This window comes from Clostridium sp., from assembly GCF_036569345.1.
Lineage (GTDB): Bacteria > Bacillota > Clostridia > Clostridiales > Clostridiaceae > Clostridium_AD.
The window spans coordinates 1-2378 of the sequence record NZ_DATCQT010000132.1 but is presented as its reverse complement, the minus strand read 5'-3'; the positions used below and the strand labels follow the sequence as shown (position 1 = coordinate 2378).

Genomic DNA, 2378 nt, shown 5'->3' with positions numbered 1-2378 from the left:
GCTCCTAGAAACGGATAGAACCATGCATAGCTTCGCTATATGGTAGTTCATGCGATTAGCCTTGATAAATAGAAATCTCTTTATTTGAGGTTTCTCGCGAAGTCGAGTAGACCAGGGACTTTCACCCTTAGCCTCTCTCGGAACCGTACGTGACACTCTCATGTCATACGGCTCTTATTATCCAGTCGACGGTAAAATTCCAACTTTCCAATGAGCAAATAAGATTTTTAATTTCATTGATATCATTCTTAGATATTTACTAGCTTGGTTAGGTTTATATTTATACTTTCTATATTTTCTTCTTACCCAAAAACACAAGTGTAGATTTATATGTTCTAGTACTTTTGTTAATTCCTTTTTCCCATACTTGCCGTAATAATTTAACCATCCTCTGATTACTGGATTATATTTTTCTGCAATATCCATAAGTTCCTTGTTTGTCATCCATAGTAATCGCCATTCTTTAATTGTTTGACGGATGTGTATTTTAGCTTTATTACTTATTGCGGGAAGAAAACTAGTAAATTCCTTTCCATTTCTACCTTTGGCTTTTCTAGGTCTGTATGTGTAACCTAAGAACGTAAATTCTATATTGTTATGGGTTTCTTTCCTATTGCTGTCTTTACAGTAAACTATTTTAGTCTTATCTGGATGAATTTCAAGTTTGCACTCTCTGAGTCTCTCTTCAAGGTATTGTCTTATATATTTTGCTTGGTTCATTGTTTTGCAATGAACAATTCCATCATCCGCATATCTACACCAAGGGTTTAAAGGAAGATTTATTTGCATCCACTTATCAAAAACATAGTGTAAAAATAGATTTGAGAGAACTGGACTTATGACACCACCCTGAGGTACGCCGATTTCTCTTGAAACTGTTTCACCATTTATGTTTTGAAACGGAACTTTTAACCATCTTTCAATATAAAGTAATTCCCATTTACAATTTGTATGTTTCACAACAGCCTTCATTAGAAGATCATGGTTTATGTTATCAAAAAGACCTTTTATATCAAATTCTAGCACCCAATTATATTGCCAACATCTTTTTCTTGTTATTTCAATGGCATCATGTGCTGATTTTCCTGGTCTATACCCATATGAATCTGGCAGAAAATACTTCCCAACTTTATTTTCAAATTTTAGTTTGACTACCATTTGTGCAATTCTATCAGCGACAGTTGGTATTCCTAACACTCTTACACCACCATTTTTCTTTGGGATTTCAACAGCTTTGACTGGTGGCGGAAAATAAGTTCCTGATGACATTCTATTCCATATTTTATATAGGTTCTTTTTCAAATTGCTTTCAAATTGTTCTAAAGAAATATCATCTATCCCAGCAGAACCTTTGTTTGCTTTTACTCTCTTATATGCTTCTTGGACTAAATTCTTGGAAATGTCAAACGACTTTGTTTTGTTCATTTAGTTCCTCCCAAAATAATTGGTTGACCAAAATACAAAACCAGATAATACAGCCTCTTTGCTCCTTTTCCATTACAGAATTTTCATCACTACTATAAGCTGTTCCGTCCCTATATCTTGCATTGGTACTTTCATCCTCGTAAGTTCTTTACTTGTGACTTTTCCCTTTACATCAAAATCGTAGGTTCTCCTGTTCCATATAAAAGCCTATGTTATATTCATGCCACCTTTACTCCGGCTATCGTTTAGTCAGTAACCAGGTTTCTTCTAAACTTATCCCAAAACAGCCTACCGTTTCGGTTTTGATAACAACTGAGCCTTTCGAAGCGTCTTCAGCAGTTCACTTTCGTTCATCTCTATAACACATATCTGATAAAATCTTCTGTTTTACCTTTTCCTTAACGCTCAATACCATTGCTTTTGACAATAGCACCTTAAGGTGATTTGAAACCTCTACCTGTATAGAGATTCCGAGGGGCCCACCCTCATCTTTTATATAGCATGAAACAATTTAAATTGTTTCTTCAGGACACACGTAGGCCATGCCTTTTCAACAAACCATTTCATGATATTTCTCCATACTTTCATAGTTAACCCTCCAATTATAAAATATAATTCCCAACGTTAATAATTATCCCACTTCCACATCTTTCACATTTCACTCTTAACATTGTAGGCATCTATAATACTCTCTTTCCTTCTTATTTTAAAAATGAAAATTACCTACCTTAACAACATATTCTACATTAATTTCCAATATCCTCTATAAAATGTTATTTTCTAAAGTATTTTTATTGTTTTGTTAATCACCAGTCAGTATTTGTTCCTAATCTTTAACTACTGAGTAAATTTGTTATTTTGTCAATTCCAAATCTAGCTACTGCTATCCACCACCAATGCTTTTATTTCAAGATACTTATTTTCATATTTCATATTATCTATGGAAGTTATAT

General features: G+C 33.6%; 1 protein-coding gene. It reads right to left on the bottom strand.

What is annotated here, in order from left to right; translation table 11 throughout:
* Window positions 1-177: 177 nt before the first annotated feature.
* A complete protein-coding gene (gene ltrA / locus VIM70_RS12725) occupies window positions 178-1425 on the bottom strand; it encodes a group II intron reverse transcriptase/maturase (RefSeq protein WP_331946140.1) in 1248 nt (415 codons plus the stop codon).
* Window positions 1426-2378 lie beyond the last annotated feature (953 nt).